Origin of the sequence: Ensifer sp. ENS06, assembly GCF_014852205.1 — a bacterium.
Taxonomy (GTDB): domain Bacteria; phylum Pseudomonadota; class Alphaproteobacteria; order Rhizobiales; family Rhizobiaceae; genus Ensifer; species Ensifer adhaerens.
In genome coordinates, this window is the sequence record NZ_JACVBC010000002.1 from 114,580 (window position 1) to 135,930 (window position 21,351).

Genomic DNA, 21,351 nt, shown 5'->3' on the forward strand with positions numbered 1-21,351 from the left:
CCGATGCGCGTATCTTGCCGTCACCGCCCATGAGGAAGAGACCCTGCCCGCTAACGGGCCAGAGGCGCTTTCCGTTCTGGGCAAAAGGTAATGAGGCGTATCCCTATGGCGACGAAAAAGAGCAATGAGTCGATCGACGAAAAGGCGTTCCAGGCTCTGGAAGCTGCCCTGAAGATTGATTTCGACGAGCTTGCATCGAGCCCGAATGACAAGACTTCCTTGGATGATCCGGAGGAAAATGTGTCTCAGCCCACCAATCAGGCGGCGACGCCCGATCAGAATAAGAAAGCACGGCCCCAGCCGGAACAGTCCCGCGGGGCACGTGCTGCAGAAGCGGCCAAGACGCTCGCTCCGGAACCTGCGCCCAAGTCCCCGTCCCTTTCCGCTGCCAACGACGATGGTCGCCGTTCGCCGGCTGCGATGCTGCGTGCGCTCGACGTGCGCTCCAATCGCGCCGCGATCCGCGTTGCTGCGCTGGTGTCCGTCATCTGGGCGGTTGCCGGCCTCGGTGTCGCCAACCTTCTTTACGGGCCGCAGATCTGGCAGATCCGTTCGCTGAGCGACCTTGCCGCCACCCCTGGCGCCGTCGGCGTCGCCATCGGCATCGTGCTGCCGATCATGCTTTTCTTCTCCTTTGCCATCATGATCGCCCGCGCGCAGGAACTGCGCAACGCCGCGCGCTCGATGGCGGAAGTCGCCCTGCGCCTTGCTGAGCCGGAAACGGCTGCTGCCGATCGCGTCATGACGGTCGGCCAGGCCGTCCGTCGCGAAGTCTCGGCGATGAACGAAGGCATCGAACGCACGATCGCCCGCGCCACCGAACTCGAAACGCTGGTTCATTCCGAGGTCAACGCGCTCGAACGCAGCTACAGCGAAAACGAACTGCGCGTGCGCACGCTGGTGCAGGAACTCGGGCTTGAGCGCGAAGCCATCATCGGCCATTCGGAGCGTATCCGTTCGGCCATCTCCGGTGCGCATGGCAAGCTGAAGGACGACCTGGAACAGGCGAGCGAAGACATTGCTTCGCGCATTGCAATCTCGGGCGAAGCCTTTGCCTCGCTGATCGACACCCGCGCGGCTGCCCTTAGCGAGAAGTCGGACGGCGCCTTGCAGTCGATCGGCAGCATGCTGACGACCCGCACCGATGCGCTGCTTTCGGGCCTGACCGCTGCCGGCCTCGGTCTCAGCACCGAATTTGACACCCGGCTTGACCAGCTCAGCGACACGCTGACGAAGCGCGGCGAAGACCTGCTCAGCCAGTTCGTAACGCGCGCCTCCTCGCTTGACGCCAGCACCGAGAAGCTGAATGCGGCGCTCAACGAACGCGCCCGCCAGCTCAACGAAACACTGATCGCCCGCACCCGCGACCTCAACGAAAGCCTGAGCGTCGGCCAGCACGCCATCACCGGTGGCCTCGACCACGTGCTCGCCTCGCTCAACGCCACGCTCGACGAAAAGGGCGCGAGCTTCCGCCAGAGCCTGCGCTCCAGCGCCGACGACGCGATCATGGACCTCGACCTTCGCGGCGGCTTCTTTGAAGAAAAGCTGCAGACGACCGTCGGCCAGCTCGCAACCGCCTTCGACGAGCGGTTCCACGAGTTTGCCTCCGCCTTCGACAAGCGTGCGAGCCTGCTCGACACCAAGCTCATGGAAAGCCTGCACCGCATCAACGAGACCGTCTCCGGCGGTTCGGAAGCGATCGGCGGCGCGCTCGACAGCAGCATCGAGAAGATCGGCTCGGCGCTTTCCGACCAGTCGCTGACGCTTGCGACCACGCTCGGCGCGACCCAGGACTTCATCGAAGAGACGATTGCGAGCCGTACCACGGAACTCGGCAACATGATCGGCGATGCGCACACCCGCATCGACAGCGTGCTCTCCGAAAAGACCAGCGGCCTCATGGGTGCCCTCACCCAGGCACAGGACCGCATCGAAAACGGCTTCGGCCAGCGTGCGGACGCACTTTCGAGCGCACTGACGACGAGCGAACAGCGCCTGACCGAAGGTCTCGACAGCCGTACCGCTGCCTTCGTCGACGGCCTGCAGGCCGCGCACGCCCGCATCGAGCAGACCCTGCACGGCTCGACCGACGAGATCACCAGCGCGATCGCTGCCAGCCAGCACCGCCTCGACAACACCCTGTCGGAACGCACGCTCGCGCTTTCGACGATCCTCTCCATGGGCGCGGACTCGATCGACACCGCCGTCAGCGGCACGGCCGACCGGCTGGAGCGCGTTCTTTCCGAACGCGGCGAAGCGATCTCCGACGCGCTCACCAACCAGACGACGGCGCTTGACGGCGTACTCGCCGAGCGCGCCGCCGCCATCACCTCGACGATGTCGTCGCGCGCCAACGAGATGGCCAATACGCTGAGCCGTCACGCCGAAGACGTGGCCGACAGCCTGACCTTCCGGGCAACCGCCGTCGCCGAAACCATGACCGACCGCGTCGGTGATATCGAGCAGAAGCTCTCCGAGAGCGTCAACACGATCGCCGAAAACCTCGGCGGCCGCGTCAGCCTGATCTCCGATACGCTCACCCAGACGAGTGCCCGCATCGCCGAGGATCTGAGCGGCCGTGTCAGCAAGATCTCCGATACGCTGACCGAGACCAGCGCGCACATCGCCGATGCGCTGACGGCGCGCACCACCGAAGCGACCGCGTCGCTTGCCGGCAAGGCAGCGGAAATCGAGGAGACGCTGAGCGGCCGCGCCGAGCACCTGCGCGATACGCTCTCGTCCACGCACGAACAGATCCGCGTCACGCTCGACGACCGCATCAACGCCATCAACCTTGCCGTCGGCCAGGGCCGCGAGCAGCTCGAAGGCATGCTTGCCGATCAGTCGACCGCGATCGCCACGACGCTCGCCACCAGCGCCGGCATGCTGGAAATGTCGCTCGAAGAGCGCCAGTCGGCACTCGCCGGCGCAATCGACCGCAGCGGCGAAGTGCTCGACAGCCGTATGCGCTCGACCACGGGCCATATTGCCGAGCGCCTGGCCGAAACCGCCAACCAGATCAGCCTGGCGGCCGACAGCCTCACCAACCGCGTTGACCTGTCGATCAACGGCCTCAACGATCGCCTTGACGATACCGGCATGCGCGTTGAAACCAGCCTCGGCGCACTCGAAGAGCGCATGCGCGAGAGCGCCGGCAACATCAGCTCGATCGTCGACGAAACCGGCATGCATCTCGAGACCCGCGTTGGCGTCCTCGAAGACCGTATTCGTGGCACCGTCGGCAACGTCGGCGCCGTGGTCGACGACACCGGCGCACGGATCGAGAGCAATCTCGGTGCCCTCGAAAACCGCATTCGCGGCAGCGTCACCAATGTCGGCTCCGTCGTTGATGATGCGGCGGCCCGTGTCGAAGGTGGCCTCAGCGCGCTCGAAGACCGTATCCGTGGCAGCGTCAGCGGCGTCAACGCGATCGTCGGCGAGACCGGTGCACTGATCGAAAACAGCCTCGGCGTCCTTCAGGACCGCATCCGCGGCAGCGTCAACGACGTCAACACCCTGGTCGACGATACCGGCCTGCGCCTAGAAGTCAGCCTCAGCTCGCTGGAAGATCGGGTTCGCGACAGCGTCGGCAGCGTCAACCAGATCGTCGACGGCGCCGGACAGCGCATCGCCGACAGCCTTGGTGAGCGCGCTGGCGACATCGACCGCATGAGCGAAGTTGCGGCAACCCGGATCACCGGCGCCATCGAGTCCGGTGCGGAACGCATCGCCGAACGCCTCGGCACCATGGATCGTGCCCTCAACATCGGCCTTGATAACGTCAACCGCACGATCGAGGGCAAGGCGGCCGTTCTGGTCACCAGCCTGCGCGGCGCCGTTCACGAGGCAACGCAGGATATCGACGCTGAAGCCAATCGCCTGGAAGGCAAGACGTCCGACATCGTCGCCAATCTGCGCAGCGCAGTCGGCGGCGTGGCTGAGGACTTCGATGCCGAAGCCGTGCGCCTGGAAGACAAGGCAGCCGGTCTCGCAAACACGCTCCGCAGCGCCGTTGGCGATGTCGCGCAGGAACTCGACGCAGAAACGCTGCGCATGGAAGACAAGGCTGCCGGCCTCGTCAACACGCTTCGTAGCGCCGTTGGCGACGTCGCCCAGGAACTCGACGCAGAGGCACTGCGCATGGAAGACAAGGCCGCCGGCCTTGTGAACAGCCTGCGCGGCGCCATCAGCGGTGCAGCTCAGGAAATCGACGCGGAAGCTGTCCGCTCGGCCGGGCTGCTGTCGAAGGCAGGCGACGATTTCGCCTCCGCACTTGCTGCTCGCCAGGCAGACTTCGCCAACACGATCGACCAGACGGCAGCCGCCACCGCCGCGCGCCACGCCGAGCTTGCCAACTCGATCGAGCAGAAGGCGGCAGCGACCGCTGCACGTCATGCCGAGCTTGCCCGCTCGATCGCCGACGCGGCCGACACCGCAAGCGCACGGCTGGCCGCAACGCACAGCCAGATCGCCAACCACGCCGACAACATCCACCAGGGCCTCAGCAATACGGAGAAGGCGCTGGAAGCCCGTGGCGAAGCAATCCGCACCACGCTCGACGAGCGCACCCGCGAACTCAACTCGATGCTCGCCGGCCGCTCGATGGAGCTGTCGCGCCTGATCGACGAGCAGGCACGCCCTGTCATCGACCAGTATGCCGCCACCGGCCGCGAGGCAGCCGAGCGCATCGCTGCCGTGACACAGGAAAGCGCCGACCGCCTGCGTGCGGAAAACGCCGCCCTCGTCAACGCCATCGCCGAGCGCACGGGCGAGACGCTGAACGCGATCTCCTACCGCGCCGAAGAGACGGCAAAGGCGATGAAGATGGTCGAAAACCGTCTGCAGTCGACCGCCCTTGGCCTGATCGACCAGCTCGCCAACAACAATGCCGCCATTGCCACGGTCATCGACCAGGCGAGCAGCAACCTCGGCGAAATGGACCAGCGTCTGGAATCGACGATCGCCCGCGTGTCGGAATCGACCCGTCAGGCCTCCGACATGCTGTCGACCTCCACCCGCCTCATCGAAGGCAAGGTCGACAAGCTCTCCGATATCTCCGCCTCGACCCTGTCGCAGATCGGCGGCATTGTCGGCCGGTTCGAAGACCACTCGCGCGTTCTCGGCCAGGCCTCCGACCTGCTCGGCGCGGCCCAGTCGAACCTCGTCAGCACGCTCGAGGAACGCCAGGATGCGCTTCGCACCCTGTCGGTCGGCCTCGTCCAGCGCTCGGAAGAGATCGAACGCACGATGCGTGCGCTCGAAGGCTTCGTCGACGGCGCCTTCCAGCGGGCCGAAGAACGCTCGGGCCACGTTGCCGGAAACCTGCGCAGCGGCATCCAGCAGTCCTTCGCCGATGTCGGTCGCCTGCTGACGAGCGCCGAACAGCGCGCGGCGGAAGCTGCTGAATCGATGCGCAACACGCTCGCCCAGGCCGGTGACGAAGCCGGCGCCTCGGTCGAGCAGGTCTTCAGCCGTGCCGAAGAGCGTTCGCGCCAGATCGCCAACACGCTTCGCTCGGGCGTCGAGACCTCGTTTGCCGACGTCAACAAGACGCTCTCCTCCGTCGAAGGCCGTGCGCTCGGCGCATCGGAAGCCCTTCGCCAGGCGATCGCCAAGGTCGGTGAAGATGCCGGTGCCTCGATCGAGGGTGCCTTTGCCAATGCCGAGGAGCGCTCCAAGGAAGTCGCCTCGCGTCTGCGCGGCAGCGTTGCGGCCTCGGTGTCCGACATCGAGCGCATGCTTGCCGAAAGCGGCAAGAAGTCCGATGGCGTCGCAGACCAGCTGCGTGACGTCGTTCGCGTCGCAATCGACGAGGCGATCGGCCGCTTCAGCGGCGCGACTGACGAAATCCGTCGCTCGGCTGGCGAGATCCGCAAGGAACTCGACATGACCCGCGAAGAGCTGAAGCGCGGCGCCTTCGACCTGCCGGAAGAAGCCAAGGAAAATGCGGCCGTCATGCGTCGTGCCGTCGGCGAGCAGATCAAGGCGCTGCAGGAATTGTCCGACATCATCGGCAAGTCCTCGACGCAGCTCGAAGTGGCCCAGCCGCTGCGCCAGCAGCCGGCCGCCGCTCCGGTCGCCCGTCCGGTGCAGCAGCAGGCAGCCCCGCAGCCGCAACCGGTCGCACAGCCGCAGCCCCAGCAAGTGGCACAGCAGCCGGTGGCACAGCAGCCGGTAGCGCAGCAACCCGTCATCGAGCAGCCGCGCCGTCAGGAACCGGCGCCGGCGCTGCGCGGCAGCCTCGGTATCGAGCAGCCCGCCGTTCGCCAGCCGGCGCCGACGCAGGCTGTGAGCAACGAGGTCGCCGAAGGTGGTGGCTGGATGCGTGACCTGCTCCGTGCGGCGTCCCGTGAAGAGGCACCCTCGCCCGCGCCGCAGCGTCCGGCCGAGGCTCAGCCGACGGCACGGGCCGGCGACAGCCGCAACCCGCGCCACGTGGTTGAATCGCTGAACTCGCTTTCGGTCGATATCGCCCGCGCCATCGATCATGATGCGTCGGTCGATCTGTGGCGCCGCTACCAGCGTGGCGAGCGCGACGTCTTTACGCGTCGCCTCTACACGCTGAAGGGCCAGCAGACCTTCGACGAGATCAAGCGCAAGTACGACCGCGAGCCGGAATTCCGCACGGCTGTCGACCGCTACATCGCAGATTTCGAAAAGCTGCTCGCCGATGTCGCCCGCAACGACCCGGACAAGCGCATCACCCAGACCTACCTGACGTCGGATACCGGCAAGGTCTATACGATGCTCGCCCACGCCGCCGGTCGCTTCAGCTAAGCGAGCCCGGATAGAAACAATCAAAACGGCCCCGTCTTGCGACGGGGCCGTTTTCGTTTGCAGGGATATCAGAGAAGAAAAGCGACGGATCACTTCCGCTAAGATACTGGCGATCCCTTATGATGCAGAGCGCTCCTTAAGGCGCTCCCGGCACGCGTACGACCGGACTCTGCCCCTTGTCGCAAGTTCGAGCCACTACCCGCTAATCACGGCTGCGCGAACGGGATTTGGGTTCGTAGGCGGGTGTCGTGAACAACGGGCTGTCGACATGCTTTAGCCGCGCCTGGCGACGCGTGCTGACTGGACCGGCTCAACGCAGTGGCGAACAGCCGCCGACATCGGCGGGCTTGACCCGGCCCGCCTGCAGATCCTTCAGGTAAGGCTTGTTCGGGTCCGGTCCGCCGAGCGCGCCGTCGTAGGTCGCACGGTCGATCTTGAGCATGCGGCCGCTTGCGGTGAAGCTCACCATCTCCTTCTTGTTGACATAGGCAGAAGCGACGTTCAGCCGGCAAAAGAACGTCTTCTCTCCGTTGCCGACCACCCAGCCCCAGGCGCCGGACTTGCCCCTGGAGAGCTTGCCGGTGGCGTAGCCTTGCTTGGTGAGCGTCGCGTAACTCTCGGCCTGTGCAATACCGGGAACAAAGGCAAGGGCTACCGCCGCGACCGCCGCCAGGCGCTTGAAAGAAATAGACATCGAGATTCAACCCCCTTGAAGAAACAATAACGCAGCCTTCTAGGCGGGCGCCAACGGTCGATGCAACCATAACATGCGGTCGTCCTTAACGTGCATCCGGACGGCCAGACACTCAGCCAGCCAGACAGGTGGCAGTCGCAGGAATGGATGTTGACATCATCGCGCTCTGCATCTGAAGTTCGTCCGATGGATAGGGAACTGCCTTGCACGACACAGCCGATTGAAATCTGCGATTGGTCCTCCGATTGGGCGGAGCGGTTTGCCACCAAGGCGAAGACGATCCGCCAGGTTTTGGGCGATCATGCCTTGCGTATCGACCATATCGGCTCCACCGCAATCCGTGGTCTGGCTGCCAAGCCGATCATCGATGTTCAGATTTCCGTTGCCGATCTGGAGTCCCTCGACGTGCTGGCGGAAAAAATGGCGGTGATCGGCTACCTGTGGCGGCCGCAGAATACCGATCTGACGAAACGCTACTTTCGTGAGCGCCCTGGCGACGAACGCACACACATCCACGTGCGCCGAGCGGGAAGCTGGCAGGAACAATGGTCGCTGCTGTTTCGCGACTACATGCGTGCCCATGCCGAGGAACACGGCCCATACGTCGAGCTGAAGCGGGCATTGGCAAGCCGACATCGCCACGACCGGGCAGCCTATACCGAGGGCAAGTCGGAACACTTGTGGCAGGTCATTCGACGCGCGGATCGGTGGGCTGCGGCAAGCGGCTGGAGACCAGGTCCTTCCGATGCGTAGGAGCTGCGGATCGACAGGCCGGTCTTCCGCTGCCCCGGCACAGCCTTAATCCGAGATCGGTGCGGTGGCCAATGATCGGCCGAATACGGTAGCGGCTGTCTGCATCGCAAGCCTGTCCTGCGAGCGACTGGTCTTTAGCCGCCTGCCCTTCGCCAAAGGAATGCGTGAAGCATCGCGAACTTGCTGCAGGTCCGGCCAAATTCCTCGCCCAAGGTCAACGGTGTCGGGATGCACGGTGGCAAACGAAAAAGGCCCCGGACGAACCGGGGCCTTTTTCGTTGGGTCTTGGTCGTACCGGCCTGAGCCGGAGCTGATCAATGTTCCTTGTTGGCGTAGACCGACTTCTTGGTGAGGTACACCAGGCCGGTGAAGATCAGCAGGAACACCATGACCATGAAGCCGGTGCGCTTGCGCTCTTCGAGGTGCGGCTCGGCGGCCCACATCAGGAACGCCGAAACGTCCTTAGCGTACTGGTCGACCGTCTGCGGCGTGCCATCGTCATAGGTGACCTGGTCGGCGGAGATCGGCTGAGCCATCGCCAGCGCGGCAGCGTTGGCGAAGTACGGGTTGTAGTGCGTGCCTTCAGCCACTTCGACGCCCTGCGGCGGATCCTGGTAGCCGGTCAGCAGCGCGTGGATGTAGTCCGGGCCGCCTTCCTGGTAGGGCCAGAACATGTCGAAGATGAACTGCGGGAAGCCGCGCTCGATGCCGCGAGCCTTGGCGATCAGCGAGAAGTCCGGCGGAGCTGCACCGTTGTTCGATGCGGCAGCCGCTTCCTTGTTCGCGTAAGGCGACGGGAAGTGGTCGGAGGCGACAGCCTTGCGGGTGAACATCTCGCCGTCGGCGTTCGGGCCGTCCTGAACTTCGTAGTTCGCCGCAAAGGCCTTTACCTGGCCTTCCGAATAGCCCAGGCCTTCCAGCGTGCGGAAGGACACCAGGTTCATCGAGTGGCAGGCAGAACAGACTTCGGCGTAGACCTTCAGGCCGCGCTGAAGCTGACCCTTGTCGTAGTGACCGAAGGGACCGGCAAAGCTCCAGTCCTGCTGTTCCGGCTTGTGGATCGGATAGTGGGGCGTACCGCCGCCATGCTCCTCGCCGCCCTTCGCCTCTTCGGCAACAGCCGTACCGAGACCGAGACCAGCGACGACAGCGAGTGACAGAATGCCTGTAACAAGCTTTTTCATTGTTGTGGGTTCCTTATCAATCGCTGTTCTGATCAGGCGCGCGCGGCAGCCGGCTGCGCCTTGGCATTCTGCTTTTCCAGCACCGCTTCGGTGATGGAGTTCGGAATGCGCTTCGGCGTCTCGATCAGACCGAGGACCGGCAAGATGACGAGGAAGAAGCCGAAGTAGTACAGCGTGCCGATCTGCGACATCACGACGTACAGGCCTTCCGCCGGACGCGAGCCGAGCCAGCCGAGCAGGATGGCGTTGGCCACGAAGACCCAGAAGAACAGCTTGTACCACGGACGGTAGACGGCCGAGCGGACCTTGGACGTGTCGAGCCAGGGCAGGAAGAACAGGATGATGATCGAGCCGAACATCACCAGAACGCCGCCGAGCTTGGAGTCGATCGGGCCGACATTGAAGGTGATGGCGCGCAGCATCGCGTAGAACGGCAGGTAGTACCATTCCGGAACGATGTGAGCGGGCGTCTTCAGCGCGTCAGCCGGAATGTAGTTGTCCGGGTGGCCGAGGAAGTTCGGCTGGTAGAAGACGAACCAGGCATAGATGATCAGGAAGACGGAAACGCCGAGTGCATCCTTCAGCGTCGCATAGGGCGTGAAGGGCACGGTATCGGTCTTGGACTTGACTTCAACGCCGGTCGGGTTGGTCTGACCTGTTACGTGCAGGGCCCAGATGTGCAGGACGACGACGCCGGCGATCATGAAGGGCAGCAGGTAGTGCAGCGAGAAGAAGCGGTTCAGCGTCGGCTGATCAACGGCGAAGCCGCCGAGCAGGAACTGCTGGATCCACTCACCCACCAGCGGGAAGGCGGTGAAGAAGCCGGTGATAACGGTCGCGCCCCAGAAGGACATCTGACCCCAGGGCAGAACGTAGCCCATGAAGCCGGTCGCCATCATCAGGAGGTAGATGACCACGCCGAGGATCCAGAGGATTTCGCGCGGAGCCTTGTACGAGCCGTAGTAGAGACCACGGGCGATGTGCAGGTAGACGGCGATGAAGAAGAAGGATGCGCCGTTGGCGTGCATGTAGCGCAGCAGCCAGCCGTGATTGACGTCGCGCATGATCTTCTCGACCGAGTTGAAGGCGACGGTCGTTTCAGCGGCGTAGTGCATGGCCAGCACGATACCGGTCAGGATCTGGACGATCAGCATGACCGAGAGCATGGCACCGAAGGTGTAGGCGTAGTTCAGGTTCCGGGGAACCGGGTAGCTGATGAAGCTATCGTGAACGAGACGCGGCAACGGCAGACGGGAATCAACCCATTTCTCAATGCCAGTCGTCGGCGTGTAGGTTGAATGTTCAGCACTCATTATCAGTAGTCCCCTCAACCGATCTTGATAACTGTGTCGGATACGAACGAGAAGGTCGGCACGTGAAGGTTCTCCGGCGCCGGACCCTTACGGATGCGGCCGGCCGTATCGTAGTGCGAACCGTGGCAGGGACAGAACCAGCCACCGAAATCACCGGCCTGGCCAAGCGGCACGCAACCGAGATGGGTGCAGGAACCGATCATGACGATCCAGTTTTCCTTGCCTTCGCCGGCGGAACGATCGAGGTCGCTCGCGGAAGCGTCGGCCGGAAGGTTGGCGTTGCGCGCAACCTGGTCCTTAAGCTCGTCCAGCTTGACGGCCTTTGCCTCCTCGACTTCCTTCTCCGTACGGTTGCGGATGAAAATCGGCTTGCCGCGCCATTTCGCCGTCAGCGACATACCGGGCTGAAGGCTCGATACGTCAACCTCGATCGAGGCGAGCGCGAGCGTCGATGCGTCCGGACGCATCTGGTCGATGAACGGCCAGGCGACGGCACCGGCGCCGACGACGCCTGCCATACCGGTAGCCAGATAAAGGAAGTCGCGGCGAGTGGGCTCGCCCAAGGCCTCGCTTGAAGTGTCGTGTTCGCTCACGGCTAAACCATCCTCTCACGCAATATTGCGGAAACCGCATCCGCCCCCGGCGAAATTCCTGCCCCTTGCGGTTTGATCCAGGTCAAGGAACCACGCCCTATTCATAGTGCTGTCGCCCCGTCGCCTTGCGGTTGCAAATGCGACATCGGCACAGAATCCGAAAAGAATCGGCGCGCGCACAGCACGCAGAATCCCCGTCAATCCGGCGCGTTCTATGCTTGATCGCAAATTATGTCCAGCCTTGACAAGGGCATGTGGGCAGATTGTCGCGGGGAAAAGCGCGGCCAATTGGCACAAGGACTTGACGGCCATCAGTTGGGCGGAATTTGCGCCCGCCGGATGGGCTTGAAGGCGTCCTTAGAGCGCCCTACTCCGCCGCCTCTTCCCGGGCGAGAAATCCGCCGGACTGGCGTGTCCAGAGCCCGGCGTAAAGCCCGCCGCGGGCGACAAGTTCGGCGTGCGTTCCCTGTTCGACGATCCGCCCCTTGTCCATTACCACCAGCCGGTCGAGCGCGGCGATCGTCGACAGCCGGTGCGCGATCGCGAGCACCGTCTTGCCCTGCATCAGGCGGTCGAGATTGGACTGGATCGCCGCTTCGACTTCGGAATCGAGCGCCGAGGTCGCCTCGTCGAGCACGAGGATCGGCGCATCCTTCAGCATCACCCGGGCGATCGCGATGCGCTGCCGCTGTCCGCCCGAAAGCTTGACGCCGCGCTCGCCCACATGGGCGTCGAGCCCCTTGTGGCCGCGCTGGTCCTGAAGGTCGGCGATGAAGTCGTAGGCTTCGGCTTTCCGCGCCGCAGCGATCAGTTGCTCCTCGTTCGCGTCGGGACGGCCGAAGAGGATGTTGTCGCGGATCGAGCGGTGCAGAAGTGAAGTATCCTGGCTGACCATGCCGACCTGGGCGCGCAGCGACTCTTGCCTGACGGATGCGATATCCTGGCCGTCGATCAGGATGCGCCCGCTTTCAAGATCGTAGAAGCGCAGCAGGAGGTTGACGAGCGTCGACTTGCCGGCGCCCGAGCGACCGACGATGCCCACCTTCTCGCCCGGGCGCACCACAAGCGAGAAATCGTCGATGACGCGGTCGCCCTTGCCGTAGTGGAAGCGGACGTGCTCGAAGCGGATTTCCGGCTTGCTCACGGCCAGTTCCGTCGCGTCGGGCCGATCGACGAGACCGATCGGCTGAGAGACCAGTTCGGCCGAGTTCTGGATCGTGCCGATGTTGCGCATGATCGAGTTGAACTGCGTCATCATGCGGCCAAGCAGCATGTTGAGCCGGAGCACCAGTGCCAGCGTGAAGGCGACCGCGCCGGAACTGATCGAGCCTGCGAGCCAGAGATGGATGGCGTAGACCGCGATCGCCGTGATCATCAAGCCGGAAAGCAGTGCCAGCGAGGCGCGCACGGCCGTCAAGAGCCGCGTGAACGGGATGACCGCGCGCTGGAACCGGTCGAAGCCGCCGCGGATATAGCGGTCGTTCTCCTCGTCGCGCCCGAAGAGCTTCAATGTCTGGATGTTGGAATAGGCATCGACCATGCGACCGTTCAGCATCGACGCCATTTCGGCGGTATCGCGGGCGTGCTTGCGGATGCGTGGAACGAAAAAGCGCGCCAGCACCAGGAAGACGACGATCCAGAAGCCGACCATCGCGGCCAGACGCCAGTCGAGCTGCGCCACCAGCGCCATGGTGGACGCCGTGTAGATGACGATGAACCAGACGACCTGCAGCAGCGAGACGAGCAGGTCGCTCGTTGCCTGCGCGCCGGCCCAGACCTTGGTGACGATGCGGCCGGAAAAGTCGTTCTGGAAGAAGGTCAGCGACTGCCGGGCGACGTGCACGTAGGATTGCCAACGCACCAGGTTCAAAAAGCCTGTCGTGATCGCCTGTTCTTCGACGAGCGCCGCCAACGACACCGCGATGAAACGGAAGACCATGACCGTCAGGAGCATGAACAGAAGCTCCGGGCCATTGGCGGCGATCAACCCGCTCCAGCCAGCTTCCGGCTTCACGGTGTCGAGCAGATCGACGAGCCGCCCGACGAAGTAGAAAAGACCCGCCTCCAGCATGGCGACGAGGCCGCCCAAGACGGCCATAGCGATGAACGGTCCCTTGGCCTGTCTGGCGTAGAACCAGGCAAACCCCCAGAGCGATTTCGGCGGCTGCAGGCGCTCGCGCGGTGCGAAGGGCTTGATCCAGTTCTCGAAGAGGCTGACGATGGCGCTGAGCATGGTTCCGATATAGGCGGTTCGGCAGGAACAGCAATCGGTTTCGACACAATTGCAGATTACAAATGCGTAACATCTAACAAAGAGGCCCGCCGCTCTTTCGAACGGCGGGCCTCAGGTTGCTTACTCTGCGGCCTCTTCCTTCTCGACGTCGTCGGCGATGAAGCCACCCGACTGGCGAGACCAGAGGTCGGCGTAGAGACCGCCATGGGCAACGAGCTCGGCATGCGAGCCGGTCTCGACGATGCGGCCGGCCTCGAGGATCACCAGCCGGTCCATCTCCGTCAGCGTCGACAGGCGGTGGGCGATCGCGATCACCGTCTTGCCGGCCATCAGCGCGAACAGGTTCTCCTGGATCGCCTGTTCGACTTCGGAATCGAGCGCCGAGGTCGCCTCGTCGAGGATCAGGATCGGCGCGTCCTTCAAGAACACGCGCGCGATCGCGATACGCTGGCGCTGGCCGCCGGAGAGCTTGACGCCGCGTTCCCCGACCTGCGCGTCCAGGCCCTTGCGGCCCTGGTTATCCTCGAGCCCCTGGACGAAGTCCCAGGCGTTCGCCTTCTTGGCCGCCGCAATGATCGCCTCGTCGTCCGCTTCCGGATGGCCATAGGCGATGTTGTCGCGAATGGAGCGGTGCAAGAGCGAGGTGTCTTGCGTCACGACGCCGATCTGCGAGCGCAGGCTGTCCTGCGTGACGGTGGAGATATCCTTGCCGTCGATCCGGATCGCACCGTCCTCCAGGTCGTAGAAGCGCAACAGCAGGTTCATCAGCGTCGTCTTGCCCGCACCCGAGCGACCGACGAGGCCGATCTTCTCACCCGGCTTGATATCGAGCGACAGGTGATCGATGACACCCTTGGCCTTGCCGTAGTGGAAGCGGATGTTGTCGAAGGCAATCGCCCCCTTGTCCGCTGTCAGCGCCTTGGCGTCCGGCTCGTCGACGATGTCGTGCGCCTTGGTCATCATGCCGATGCCGTCATAGACCGTGCCGATATTCTCGAACAGCGCCGAGACTTCCCACATGATCCACTGCGACATGCCGTTGATGCGCATCGCAAGGCCGACGGCGATCGCGATCGCGCCGACGGAGATCGCACTCGTCAGCCACAGATGGATGCCAAGCGCTGCGATCGCAAAGAGCGCGATACTGTTGTTGGCATAGACCAGCACGTGGAACAGCGTCACCTTGCGCATCTGGCGATGCACGGTGTCGAGGAAGCCGTCCATGCCGTCGCGCGCATAGCCTTCCTCGCGGCCGGCATGCGAGAACAGCTTGACCGTACCGATATTGGTGTAGCTGTCGACGATCCGGCCGGTCATCATCGAGCGCGCGTCCGCCTGCTCCTTGGAGATCTTCTGCAGCCGCGGCACAAAATAGCTGACGATGCAGATGTAGATTGCCAGCCAGATGCCGAGCGGGATCACCAGCCGCCAGTCGGCGGTGGCGACGACGGCGAGCATCGTGACGAAGTAGCTGACGACATAGACGAAGACGTCGAGGATCTTCATCACGGTTTCGCGCACGGCTAGTGACGTCTGCATGACTTTCGTTGCCACGCGTCCGGCGAACTCGTTGGCAAAGAAGGTCATGCTCTGGCGCAGCAGGTAGCGGTGCATCTGCCAGCGGGCGATCATCGGATAGTTGCCGAGCAGCACCTGATGCATGATCAGCGAATCGATCGCCACGAGGCCCGGCAGGCCGATGAGGACGAGCGCACCCATCCAGAACAGCCGTCCGCTTTCGGCGGCGAGGAAGCTCTCGCGGTCGGCGCTCGACAGCCAGTCCACCATGTTGCCGAGGAACTGGAACAGCGCCACTTCGCCAATGGCGATCAGCGCCGTACAGACGGACATGATGATGAGCCACGGCGCAGCCGGCTTGGAGTAGTGCCAGCAGAAGCCGAACAGAGTCTTCGGCGGAACCGTCGGCTCCTCCGGCGGATAGGGATTGAGGCGGGATTCAAACCAGCCAAACATAACATTGCTCCTTCAGAGTATTTTGAAGGAAAGCGGGATTTCGCCCCGCATTCTTATGATGAAAAAGTCAGTCCGGAAATGCAGCCCGCAAAGGGCTTCGTCTTCCGGAGTCCCGGAAGCGCGTCGATCTCGGTTAAAAGATAGGTCGCGGAACCGGTCAGGCCAAACGGTGGCCCACTACTCCAGGAAGGCGTGTCAACATCAATACATTCATGTTTGCCTCCGTCGGTTCGCGTTGAAGAGGTCCGATCTCTACCCTTATTCGCGCTCGCATGCCAGATTGTCGCAGGCACTTTCTTGCCCAATTTTTCATCGCTCCGACCGCTGTTGCCGTTTCGGCACAGATTAGCGCAGGCAATATGAGCGACCTCAAAAGCAAGCAGCGCCGGATGTTTCGCAGCGGAGAACAAGGATGATCGCTTCATCGGACGCGCCTCCTGACCTTCAAGGTGTCGGCTTTCTCCTGCGGCGCCCCCGCGAGGGTGACGCAGACGCGCGCCTGAGGCTCGGCCGCCATCCGGATATCTACCGGATGTTCGGTTCGGGCAGGTCGTTTCCCGGCCTCTTCGGCCACGGTGAAGCGGCCGCCTGGGTAACGCGCATCGCCGAACATCCGGCCGCCTGGATCATCGATCAGGACGGCCTCGTCGGCGAAGTGCGGCTCGACAACATTAACCGCGCCGATCGCCGCGCGAACTTCGCCATCGGCATTTTCGATCCGGATCGCCTTGGCAAGGGTCTTGGCACGGCGGTCATCAAGCGGGTATTGGCCTATGCCTTCGACGAACTTGCCCTTCATCGGGTCTCGCTGAGGGTCCTCGCCTTCAACGAGCGGGCGATTGCGGCCTATCTCAAGTCCGGTTTCTCGATCGAGGGCCGCGAACGCGAATCGGCGCTGATCGACGGTGAGTGGCACGACGACATCATGATGGGCATCCTGGCTGCGGATTTCGATACGCGGCGCAACGCCCCCGGAAACGAGTAACCTGACGTGAGCAATCTGCGCATCGCCCTCTACCAGCCCGATATTCCCGGCAATACCGGCACGATCCTGCGCATGGCCGCCTGTCTCGGGCTTTCGGTCGATGTGATCGAGCCGGCCGGCTTCGACCTCTCCGACCGAAACCTGAAGCGCGCCGGCATGGACTACATCGCGTCGGTGGCGCTCACTCGTCACGTCAACTGGGAGCGCTTCGAAGAGTGGCGCTCGGCGAGCGGACGTCGGCTGGTGCTCGCCTCCACCAAGGCTGCCCTGCCCTATACGCGCTATGATTTCCGCCCAGACGACATCCTGCTTTTCGGGCGGGAAAGCGCCGGCGTGCCCGATCACGTGCACGAGCGCGCCGATGGCCGCATCCTCATTCCGATGGCCGACGGCCAGCGCTCGCTGAACATCGCGATCTCCGCCGCGATGATTGCGGGCGAAGCGATCCGGCAGGTTTCGCCGATTTGATACCGTCTCCATAGCCGTCTCCTTGGCGGCAGGCCGAGCCTTTGAGGGCCCGGCCGAGAGCCCTCGTCTTCAACGTTACGCCGCGACTTCGTTGTAAGGTTTGCTCTTGCGCGCCTGCTTCAGCACCCGCGCCCACCAGGTCAGGCGATCCATCATCAAAAACAGCGGCGCGCGGAGCTCCTCCGGTTTATAGAGGTTGCCGGCAGCATCGAACTTCGACCACGCCTTCGGGAAGGCCACGCCGTCGCGCAGTGTCACCGTGTGCAACTCTCCAAACACCTGGCGCAATTGCTCGACCGCGCGAATGCCGCCCGAGGCGCCGCCGTAAGAGACGAAGGCGACCGGCTTTGCGTGCCAGGGCTCGTAGACAGAGTCGATCAGTTCCTTCAGCGCCGCCGGGTAGCCGTGGTTGTATTCGGGCGTAACGACGATGAAGGCATCCGCCTCGGCGATCTTGCGCTCCAGCCATTCGCCGGGATTGACCGCCGCGCCAAGGCCGCGCGACATTCTGAGCCGCGCCGGGTCGATGATCGTCAGGGAGAAGGTGTCGGAAGCCGATAGTTCCCGGATCAGCCAATTGGCGACCGTGTCGCAGAAGCGACCCTGCCGCGCGCTGCCATAGATCACGGCGAGGGTCATTTTCTCAGTCATGGGGATCAAGCTCCTGTTGTCTCAGTCATGGAGCCAATGCTATAAAACCTCAAGATTAGTTGAGGTCAATAGCCGTTATGACGATTGTGAAACAAAGCGAATTGCGCCGCGAACTGACCGTGGGCGAAGTGGCGGAGCGCAGCGGCGTCGCCGTCTCCACCCTGCATTTCTACGAGGCCAAGGGGCTGATCCGCAGCAACCGCACCCGCGGCAACCAGCGCCGCTATCCGCGCGGCGTGCTCAGGCGCGTCGCCGTCATCAAGGTGGCGCAGCGCACCGGCATTCCATTGTCGGAGATCCAGGACGCTTTGTCGGTTTTGCCGGACGATCGTCCGCTGACGGTCGAGGATTGGGGCAGATTGTCCGAAAACTGGCGCGAACAGCTGAACGAACGCATCGCCAGCCTGATGGCGTTGCGCGACCATCTGACGAGCTGCATCGGCTGCGGCTGCCTGTCGCTGCGCGAATGTCCTCTGCGCAATCCGCACGACGTGCTGTCGATGGAAGGCGCCGGCCCAAGGCTCATGGATGAAGACAGCCACCCTTGAGCGGCCGCCACGACCAAAGGTGCCTACGCATGGTCATTGTGCGGAAAAGAAGATGAAGTCAGAACTAAGAGGCCGAGTTGCGATAGTCCTTCCTCTTCTCGCTCTCATCCTGTTCTCATGGTTCTATTATCTTGACGATCGCGCATGCGCCGCAGGGGATCAGCAATGCGCCGTCAATACATTCCTGGCGCTTGCCCTGGGGACCGTGATACTCGGGCTGGTAGCCATCATTAATCTATTGATTCTTCTCGGAAAAACTCTGATTTATGTTCAGGATCGAAATCGAGGTTGAGCGCTGTGCTACCTTGGCTCGCAGGGAATCTGGCGCGTTTGTTGACGTGACCGGTGATCTCAGAAAAAGCGGCAGGGGCGATGGATCAATCCGCGGTCGGCAGGCGGCGCATCGTAAACTCGATCTCGTCGCCCTCGAGCTGGCGCCAGCTTTCCACCTCGGTCCAGTAGGCGGCCTTCGGCCAGGTGTCGAACCATTCCCGCGCTTTTGCACGGGCAGCACTGCGGTCGAGCCGAAAGGTTTCCCGCACGAAAAGGCCGTCGCCTCGTGTCGGATTTTCCCGGCGATGCCGGGCGATCTGCCGCCGCAATCCATCGAGCGGCGGGCCTGCAGGTATTCTTGCCATGGGCTATACCTCTGGATTGTAAGATAGTGAGGCAAGCCTGCCTTTGCCAGAGCTTTGTGTAGGCGGGTTTCGCCGAGGCCAAGGACACGCCGCGACCGAGTGGCCGAAGCGCTGGACCGCCGTTGCCATCAGCGCCAAAGTGTGAACTGTGGCGACTTCAATCGAATCGGCGGCATCTCATCGGGAAATCCCGCCAACAGGACGTAATTTCATGGAACGACCGCAGCTACCCCAGGGGCTCCCCGCAGACATCGAAGACAAGAAGGCGGAGGCGCGTGCATGGTTCGAAGGGCTGCGCGACACCATCTGCGCCGCCTTCGAGGCGGTGGAGGATGAGCTGACCGGGCCGCTTTCCGACCGTCCCCCCGGGCGCTTCGTTGCCAAGGACTGGAGCCGTGAGGATGGCAAGGGCGGCGGTGGCCGCATGTCGATGATGGAAGGCCGCGTCTTCGAAAAGGTCGGCGTGCACACCTCGACCGTTTACGGCGAGTTCTCGCCCGAATTCCGCAGCCAGATCCCGGGTGCAGCCGAAGATCCCCGTTTCTGGGCTTCGGGCATTTCGCTGATCGCGCATCCGGTCAATCCCAACGTGCCGGCCGTTCACATGAACACCCGCATGGTGGTGACGACCAGCAACTGGTTCGGCGGCGGCGCCGACCTCACTCCGGTGCTCGATCGCCGTCGCGTCATGACGGATCCCGACACGCAGCTCTTCCACCGCGCGATGGAGATCACTTGCGGGCGCCATGCGGTCGCCGACCATGCCAAGTTCAAGAAGTGGTGTGACGACTACTTCTTCCTGCCCCATCGCAAAGAGGCGCGCGGAACCGGTGGCATCTTCTACGACTGGCTGCATTCCTCGGAAGAGCAAGGCGGCTGGGACGCCGATTTCGCCTTCACCCGTGATGTCGGCAAGGCGTTCGCCATCGTCTATCCGAAGATCGTGCGCACCAATTTCAATGCGCCCTGGACCGAAAACGACCGCGACGAACAGCTGGTGCGCCGCGGCCGCTATGTCGAGTTCAACCTGCTCTACGATCGCGGCACCATCTTCGGCCTGAAGACCGGCGGCAATGTCGAGTCGATCCTGTCGTCCCTGCCCCCGGTGGTCCGCTGGCCGTAATCTCGCCGGCAGTCCACAAAATGAGAGAAGCGCTCCACCGCGCAGACGCGCTTCTCTCCGGACCATTCACAGCGTGTCCGAACCTATGAGTGGCTCACTGACCACGGTCGTTCCGAACGAAGGTCTTTGGACCTTCCCTGACGTCATTTGCAGATCCGCACCTTCTTCCAGAAGACCTTACCGTCGGCGCCATAAGCCCGTTCGGTTTTGACGACGCAGCTCGGTTTGCAGCCGTAGCTATAGTTCGCGGCCTTCGCCGGCATGGCCAAGGCAAGTGCCATCGTCGTCGCCAGAGCCATGGCGAAGCAAGAACTGCGCATTTTGTATATCCCCGTGTAATCCGACCGCGACGGAGCCGCCCGTCGCCTGAAACGAGCCATCGCACGGATCAGTCCCACCCCGCTGTTTCGAATGAAACAGGCGAACAAAGCCCGCTATCAGGCGTTTCACCTTCGTCGAGCGAGGTGAAAACAATGATCTTCAAGAAACGGACATTTTACGGAGATGAACCGGAGCGGCAGGTGGCCGATCACCCGGCCGAACTGGAGCGCGGCGTCGCCCATCTCCTGGCGGTCACGCCCGGCCTCGATGCAGCCGATGTCACTGTTACCGCCAAAGGCAACACCATTGTGCTTGCCGGTTTCGTGGCGACCGAAGGCGAAGTTTTCCGCGCCGAAGAGGCGGCAAAACAGGTGCAAGGCGTCGCGGAAGTGATCAACCGGATCGAGACGGTCACCGCAAGATAGAAGCGTCCTCGGTTCCTCAGATGGAGCCGAGCGTCCAGCTGACGATTTCTGCCGAAACATTGGCGAAGGCCTGATCCATGGCCTTGATGAAGGCCGTGTTGCCCGTGCCCCTGACCGCGGCCGTGGCGTGAAACGCCTTTTGCGCCAGCACCGTGCCGTTGCGATCGTTGAGGATCTTGGCGAAGATTTCGACATTGGCCGTGTCGGCGCCCTCGGTCGAAATCTCGAAGGCGCGGATTTCGGTGATGACCTGGTAGTCGATCGCCAGGCCCTGGCCGGGCTTGCCGACGCCGCCGATCTTGCCCGTGTCCTCGAAGGCCTGCACGAGCTTCGCCTGTACCAGCTTCGGCAGGCGGTCGCTCCACTGAGCCTTGGCGAGATATTGCAGTTCCGCGCCTGAGAGACGGATGACGACCTGATCGCTGTCGAGCGCCTTCAGAGCCGTCGGCTCCGGCACGAGGATCTGCTTGCCGGTCGATGCGCGACCTTCGACGGCCGGCCTTGCCGAAAGACTGTAGGTGTCGTTGACCGCTTTGGTACCGCAGCCAGCAAGTCCTGCTGCCAGCATGATCATCAGGGCGGAGCGCCACGCTCCCGCTACTCGCACGCCCACCAGCCCTGGAAAACTCATACTGCCGTTACCTTTGTCCCACACAACTTCGGCGCATTCC

The 21,351-nt window shown here is 63.2% G+C and carries 18 protein-coding genes; 8 read left to right on the plus strand and 10 right to left on the minus strand.

What is annotated here, in order from left to right:
• Window positions 1-105 precede the first annotated feature (105 nt).
• Window positions 106-6,777: a kinesin gene (locus IB279_RS09670; protein WP_192339180.1), complete on the plus strand. Its 6,672-nt coding sequence runs from the start codon at window positions 106-108 to the stop codon at window positions 6,775-6,777.
• A gap of 310 nt (window positions 6,778-7,087) precedes the next feature.
• On the opposite strand, the gene IB279_RS09675 is transcribed toward IB279_RS09670, so the two are convergent.
• Window positions 7,088-7,471, minus strand: a complete 384-nt coding sequence (locus IB279_RS09675; protein WP_060520716.1) for a hypothetical protein — start codon at window positions 7,469-7,471, stop codon at window positions 7,088-7,090.
• 186 nt (window positions 7,472-7,657) lie between these two features.
• Here IB279_RS09675 and IB279_RS09680 point away from each other — a divergent pair, with 186 nt between their 5' ends.
• Window positions 7,658-8,224 carry a GrpB family protein gene (locus IB279_RS09680; protein ID WP_112770866.1) on the plus strand — a complete coding sequence of 189 codons (567 nt, stop codon included), beginning with the start codon at window positions 7,658-7,660 and terminating at the stop codon, window positions 8,222-8,224.
• A 314-nt stretch (window positions 8,225-8,538) separates the two neighbouring features.
• On the opposite strand, the gene IB279_RS09685 is transcribed toward IB279_RS09680, so the two are convergent.
• The 5 genes from IB279_RS09685 to IB279_RS09705 all read right to left on the minus strand — a co-directional run bounded on the left by IB279_RS09685 (window position 8,539) and on the right by IB279_RS09705 (window position 15,521).
• The gene (locus IB279_RS09685) at window positions 8,539-9,408 is read right to left on the minus strand and encodes a cytochrome c1 (protein ID WP_034794986.1); all 870 of its coding nucleotides are present in this window, start codon (window positions 9,406-9,408) and stop codon (window positions 8,539-8,541) included.
• Window positions 9,409-9,440: 32 nt separating this feature from the next.
• On the minus strand, window positions 9,441-10,721 hold the full coding sequence (locus tag IB279_RS09690) for a cytochrome b N-terminal domain-containing protein (RefSeq protein WP_034794990.1): 1,281 nt from the start codon (window positions 10,719-10,721) through the stop codon (window positions 9,441-9,443).
• A gap of 14 nt (window positions 10,722-10,735) precedes the next feature.
• Window positions 10,736-11,314: a ubiquinol-cytochrome c reductase iron-sulfur subunit gene (gene petA, locus IB279_RS09695; RefSeq protein ID WP_034794992.1), complete on the minus strand. Its 579-nt coding sequence runs from the start codon at window positions 11,312-11,314 to the stop codon at window positions 10,736-10,738.
• Window positions 11,315-11,681: 367 nt separating this feature from the next.
• Window positions 11,682-13,547, minus strand: a complete 1,866-nt coding sequence (locus IB279_RS09700; RefSeq protein ID WP_060520713.1) for an ABC transporter ATP-binding protein — start codon at window positions 13,545-13,547, stop codon at window positions 11,682-11,684.
• A gap of 120 nt (window positions 13,548-13,667) precedes the next feature.
• Window positions 13,668-15,521 (minus strand): ABC transporter ATP-binding protein, encoded by a 1,854-nt coding sequence (locus IB279_RS09705; RefSeq protein ID WP_060600799.1) that lies wholly within the window; start codon window positions 15,519-15,521, stop codon window positions 13,668-13,670.
• Between the two features lie 412 nt (window positions 15,522-15,933).
• Here IB279_RS09705 and IB279_RS09710 point away from each other — a divergent pair, with 412 nt between their 5' ends.
• The gene (locus IB279_RS09710) at window positions 15,934-16,506 is read left to right on the plus strand and encodes a GNAT family N-acetyltransferase (RefSeq protein WP_089044123.1); all 573 of its coding nucleotides are present in this window, start codon (window positions 15,934-15,936) and stop codon (window positions 16,504-16,506) included.
• A 6-nt stretch (window positions 16,507-16,512) separates the two neighbouring features.
• On the plus strand, window positions 16,513-16,974 hold the full coding sequence (locus IB279_RS09715; RefSeq protein ID WP_034795003.1) for a tRNA (cytidine(34)-2'-O)-methyltransferase: 462 nt from the start codon (window positions 16,513-16,515) through the stop codon (window positions 16,972-16,974).
• 75 nt (window positions 16,975-17,049) lie between these two features.
• On the opposite strand, the gene IB279_RS09720 is transcribed toward IB279_RS09715, so the two are convergent.
• The gene (locus IB279_RS09720) at window positions 17,050-17,625 is read right to left on the minus strand and encodes an NADPH-dependent FMN reductase (protein WP_112770867.1); all 576 of its coding nucleotides are present in this window, start codon (window positions 17,623-17,625) and stop codon (window positions 17,050-17,052) included.
• A gap of 77 nt (window positions 17,626-17,702) precedes the next feature.
• Between IB279_RS09720 and soxR the strand changes: the two genes are divergently transcribed.
• Together soxR and IB279_RS09730 are read left to right on the plus strand one after the other, a co-directional pair.
• A complete protein-coding gene (gene soxR, locus IB279_RS09725) occupies window positions 17,703-18,173 on the plus strand; it encodes a redox-sensitive transcriptional activator SoxR (RefSeq protein ID WP_034795010.1) in 471 nt (156 codons plus the stop codon).
• A gap of 52 nt (window positions 18,174-18,225) precedes the next feature.
• Entirely contained in the window at window positions 18,226-18,465 is a 240-nt protein-coding gene (locus tag IB279_RS09730) for a hypothetical protein (protein ID WP_192339181.1), read from the plus strand.
• An 85-nt stretch (window positions 18,466-18,550) separates the two neighbouring features.
• Here the strand turns inward: IB279_RS09730 and IB279_RS09735 are convergent, their stop codons facing one another.
• A complete protein-coding gene (locus IB279_RS09735) occupies window positions 18,551-18,811 on the minus strand; it encodes a hypothetical protein (protein WP_034795016.1) in 261 nt (86 codons plus the stop codon).
• Between the two features lie 211 nt (window positions 18,812-19,022).
• Here IB279_RS09735 and hemF point away from each other — a divergent pair, with 211 nt between their 5' ends.
• A complete protein-coding gene (gene hemF / locus IB279_RS09740) occupies window positions 19,023-19,934 on the plus strand; it encodes an oxygen-dependent coproporphyrinogen oxidase (protein WP_192339182.1) in 912 nt (303 codons plus the stop codon).
• A gap of 143 nt (window positions 19,935-20,077) precedes the next feature.
• On the opposite strand, the gene IB279_RS09745 is transcribed toward hemF, so the two are convergent.
• Entirely contained in the window at window positions 20,078-20,254 is a 177-nt protein-coding gene (locus tag IB279_RS09745; protein ID WP_156400740.1) for a hypothetical protein, read from the minus strand.
• Window positions 20,255-20,407: 153 nt separating this feature from the next.
• Here IB279_RS09745 and IB279_RS09750 point away from each other — a divergent pair, with 153 nt between their 5' ends.
• On the plus strand, window positions 20,408-20,680 hold the full coding sequence (locus tag IB279_RS09750; RefSeq protein ID WP_113188726.1) for a BON domain-containing protein: 273 nt from the start codon (window positions 20,408-20,410) through the stop codon (window positions 20,678-20,680).
• A 16-nt stretch (window positions 20,681-20,696) separates the two neighbouring features.
• On the opposite strand, the gene IB279_RS09755 is transcribed toward IB279_RS09750, so the two are convergent.
• Window positions 20,697-21,311, minus strand: coding sequence for an ABC-type transport auxiliary lipoprotein family protein (locus IB279_RS09755; protein WP_113188727.1), 615 nt, complete (start codon window positions 21,309-21,311; stop codon window positions 20,697-20,699).
• Window positions 21,312-21,351 lie beyond the last annotated feature (40 nt).

What these genes read in the sequence shown, in the direction of transcription:
- IB279_RS09735 (WP_034795016.1), bottom strand. Translation starts at nt 18,811, where the DNA reads ATGGCAAGAATACCTGCAGGCCCGCCGCTCGATGGATTGCGGCGGCAG.
- IB279_RS09670 (WP_192339180.1), top strand. Translation starts at nt 106, where the DNA reads ATGGCGACGAAAAAGAGCAATGAGTCGATCGACGAAAAGGCGTTCCAG.
- IB279_RS09700 (WP_060520713.1), bottom strand. Translation starts at nt 13,547, where the DNA reads ATGCTCAGCGCCATCGTCAGCCTCTTCGAGAACTGGATCAAGCCCTTC.
- IB279_RS09690 (WP_034794990.1), bottom strand. Translation starts at nt 10,721, where the DNA reads ATGAGTGCTGAACATTCAACCTACACGCCGACGACTGGCATTGAGAAA.
- IB279_RS09750 (WP_113188726.1), top strand. Translation starts at nt 20,408, where the DNA reads ATGATCTTCAAGAAACGGACATTTTACGGAGATGAACCGGAGCGGCAG.
- IB279_RS09680 (WP_112770866.1), top strand. Translation starts at nt 7,658, where the DNA reads ATGGATAGGGAACTGCCTTGCACGACACAGCCGATTGAAATCTGCGAT.
- IB279_RS09720 (WP_112770867.1), bottom strand. Translation starts at nt 17,625, where the DNA reads ATGACTGAGAAAATGACCCTCGCCGTGATCTATGGCAGCGCGCGGCAG.
- IB279_RS09745 (WP_156400740.1), bottom strand. Translation starts at nt 20,254, where the DNA reads ATGCGCAGTTCTTGCTTCGCCATGGCTCTGGCGACGACGATGGCACTT.
- hemF (WP_192339182.1), top strand. Translation starts at nt 19,023, where the DNA reads ATGGAACGACCGCAGCTACCCCAGGGGCTCCCCGCAGACATCGAAGAC.
- IB279_RS09675 (WP_060520716.1), bottom strand. Translation starts at nt 7,471, where the DNA reads ATGTCTATTTCTTTCAAGCGCCTGGCGGCGGTCGCGGCGGTAGCCCTT.
- IB279_RS09730 (WP_192339181.1), top strand. Translation starts at nt 18,226, where the DNA reads ATGAAGTCAGAACTAAGAGGCCGAGTTGCGATAGTCCTTCCTCTTCTC.
- soxR (WP_034795010.1), top strand. Translation starts at nt 17,703, where the DNA reads ATGACGATTGTGAAACAAAGCGAATTGCGCCGCGAACTGACCGTGGGC.
- IB279_RS09710 (WP_089044123.1), top strand. Translation starts at nt 15,934, where the DNA reads ATGATCGCTTCATCGGACGCGCCTCCTGACCTTCAAGGTGTCGGCTTT.
- IB279_RS09705 (WP_060600799.1), bottom strand. Translation starts at nt 15,521, where the DNA reads ATGTTTGGCTGGTTTGAATCCCGCCTCAATCCCTATCCGCCGGAGGAG.
- IB279_RS09755 (WP_113188727.1), bottom strand. Translation starts at nt 21,311, where the DNA reads ATGAGTTTTCCAGGGCTGGTGGGCGTGCGAGTAGCGGGAGCGTGGCGC.
- IB279_RS09685 (WP_034794986.1), bottom strand. Translation starts at nt 9,408, where the DNA reads ATGAAAAAGCTTGTTACAGGCATTCTGTCACTCGCTGTCGTCGCTGGT.